Raw genomic sequence first — 2,775 nt, forward strand, 5'->3', positions numbered from 1 at the left:
TTCAAATCCTGTCCCCGCAACCAAACAAAAACGGCCCGCCTGGCTCAATGCCGGCGGGCCGTTCGCGTTCCGATCTCTCCGCACAGAAATTCGAACCCATCAGCCCCCCAAACCAAGCCAACAAAACCTCACAAAGAAAACGGCCGCCAGAGTCCAAATCGGCGGACCGTTGCCTATCCGGATCGCCGTGGAGTCGATCCACTCTGTTCAGGACCGGCAAAAAGGCGCCGCCGACGCGCGGGACAAATCAAATCAGCGAAGGCCATGGGGACGGGGTTCAAGATCGATGGCCGCCAAGCATGAACAGATTGGCCGGTTGGGCTTTAACTCAGCTGGTCTCCTCACACGCTTTCGGATGCCGGTAGCACGGGCTGCGGCCCTCCGCTCCACAGAACTGTCCCAATCGTTATTTCAATTCTGCCGGATCGGGTGACCCCGCTGAGCGCGGGTCGTGTCCCATCAGGTGGTGTAGCTCGGCAGTTACGAAGCCGCTCACGAGCGCGCCGTTAGTAGCGCTGTAGCGAGTGAGCGGGGTGTCGGTGGTCATCGGCGCTTTCCGGTAGGGTTTGGTTGTCGACGCCAACCCCATGTCGGAAGGACTACCGATGACCGACGACATGATGAACCTGCGCACGCTCGTGGAGAAGACCCCGGATGCCGATCTGCTGCGCGAGATGATCGGCTTTGCCGCCGAGCGGCTGATGGAGATGGAGGTGGGCGCGGCGACCGGCGCCGGCTATGGCGAGAAGTCGCCGCTGCGGCTCGCCCAGCGCAATGGCTACCGCGACCGGGACTGGGAGACGCGGGCCGGCACGGTCGAACTGCGCATCCCGAAGCTCAGGAAGGGAAGCTACTTCCCGGGTTTCCTCGAACCGCGCCGCATGGCCGAGAAAGCGCTGACCGCCGTCATCCAGGAGGCCTATGTTCAGGGCATCTCGACGCGCTCGGTCGACGATCTGGTCAAGGCCATGGGGATGAGCGGCATCTCCAAGAGCCAGGTCTCGCGGCTGTGCGAGGAGATCGACGGCAAGGTGAAGGCCTTCCTCGAGCGGCCGATCGAAGGCGATTGGCCCTACCTGTGGATCGACGCCACTTACCTGAAGGTCCGCCGCGGTGGCCGGATCGTCTCGGTCGCCGTCATCATCGCAGTTGGCGTCAACGCGGACGGCCGACGCGAGGTCCTGGGCATGGAGATTGGCACGTCGGAGGCCGAGCCGATCTGGACGGAGTTCCTGCGCAAGCTGACACGTCGCGGCCTGCGTGGCGTCAAGCTCGTCGTCTCCGATGCCCACGAAGGCATCAAGGCGGCCGTCACCAAAGTGCTGTGCGCGACATGGCAGAGGTGCCGCGTCCACTTCATGAGGAACGTACTGGCCCATGCCGGCAAGAGCGGCCGCAGGGTCGTCTCAGCCTTCATTGCCACCGCTTTCGCCCAGGAGACGCCCGAGGCCGCGTCCGTACAATGGCGCGCCGTCGCCGACCAGATCCGGCCGAAGGTACCGAAGCTGGCGACAATCTTGGACGACGCTGAGCCCGACGTGCTGGCCTACATGACCTTCCCGAAGGAACATCGCGCCAAGCTCCACTCGACGAATCCGATCGAGCGTCTCAACAGCGAGATCAAGCGGCGCACCGAGGTCGTCGGCATCTTCCCCAATGACGATGCAATCGTGCGCCTCGTCGGCGCAATCCTGCTCGAACAGAACGATGAATGGGCCGTCCAGCGGGCCAGATACATGACCCTGGAAAGCGTCGGCCAATTGAGCGATGATCCCCTCATCAGCCTGTCTGCCGTGGCGCGCTGATCAGCCCGGCCCATGCCGGACAGCACGGCGACCAAGGCCGCCAGCTACACCACGCCGCGGGACATGATCTGATCGCGTGGTGACGGTGAAACGCGTTCGAGGCGGCAGAATGCTCCTCTGCCACATAATATCTTCCAGGAGGTGCCATGCCCAATTGCGCTTTGAACGACACCATGAGCAATTCATCAAGCGGCAACTCGAATCAGACCGCTACAACAACGCCAGCGAGGTTGTCCGCGCCGGCCTATGCATGCTCGAGGACTTCGAGGCGGAGCGGCAAAAGTGGTTGCGCGAGGAAATTCCGCACGCCTGGCGGCTCCAGCAGAATCCGACGAAGGGAATTCCAGCCGAAACGGTCTTTTCCAGCCTCGAAGCGCGCCATCGCGCGAAGCAGGCTAAGGCCTAGTAGGAACGGAATATCGGATCGTCTTTCATCCCGCGGCACAAGCCGAACTCCGACAGCTCTACGACGGCATAGCCGAGCGGCCGTCGCCAGCGATCGCCTGGAATTTTGTCGTGGTATCCAGGAACCGTTGTCTCGGCTTAGCGACTTTTCCACAGCGAGGCACTGAGCGGCTCGAGATCATGCCTGGGCCGCGGATTGTTGGTTGTCGGCGGGCGGTCAGCATTGCCTTCGCGATCAAGGATGAGCAGGTGCTGATCCCCAGGCATCTTCTACACGGGTCGGAACATCACACCGGAATTGCTGGAGAATCGGCGCTGAAAGCCGCTCGGGCGAGGTCCGTGGGCGGGCAGCAGTCTTCAAAGGGAAGCATGCCAGGCGTCGGGTCAAAGTGGGAACCCACGCATAAACAACCGTTGAAAGCGACAGGGGAATTCAGCCTAGCCAACTCACGAATTTCAGCCCCGTGGATATCTCCACGATAAATCGAAAAAACATTTGGGAACGGTGTTGACAGTTTTGGTTGGTGGCGACTATATACGCCTCACGAACGAGGGCGGTGCGCCG

Annotated in this window: 1 protein-coding gene and 1 pseudogene; both read left to right on the forward strand. The window is 61.9% G+C overall.

Annotation, left to right across the window (positions count from 1 at the left end; translation table 11 throughout):
* The first annotated feature begins 605 nt into the window (after positions 1-605).
* Positions 606-1,805 carry an IS256 family transposase gene (locus FJ954_RS31410; RefSeq protein ID WP_140666038.1) on the forward strand — a complete coding sequence of 400 codons (1,200 nt, stop codon included), beginning with the start codon at positions 606-608 and terminating at the stop codon, positions 1,803-1,805.
* A 146-nt stretch (positions 1,806-1,951) separates the two neighbouring features.
* Positions 1,952-2,211: pseudogene (locus FJ954_RS31415) on the forward strand (type II toxin-antitoxin system ParD family antitoxin).
* Positions 2,212-2,775 lie beyond the last annotated feature (564 nt).

The sequence above is a fragment of the Mesorhizobium sp. B2-3-15 genome (genome assembly GCF_006442875.1).
GTDB classification, from domain to species: domain Bacteria; phylum Pseudomonadota; class Alphaproteobacteria; order Rhizobiales; family Rhizobiaceae; genus Mesorhizobium; species Mesorhizobium australicum.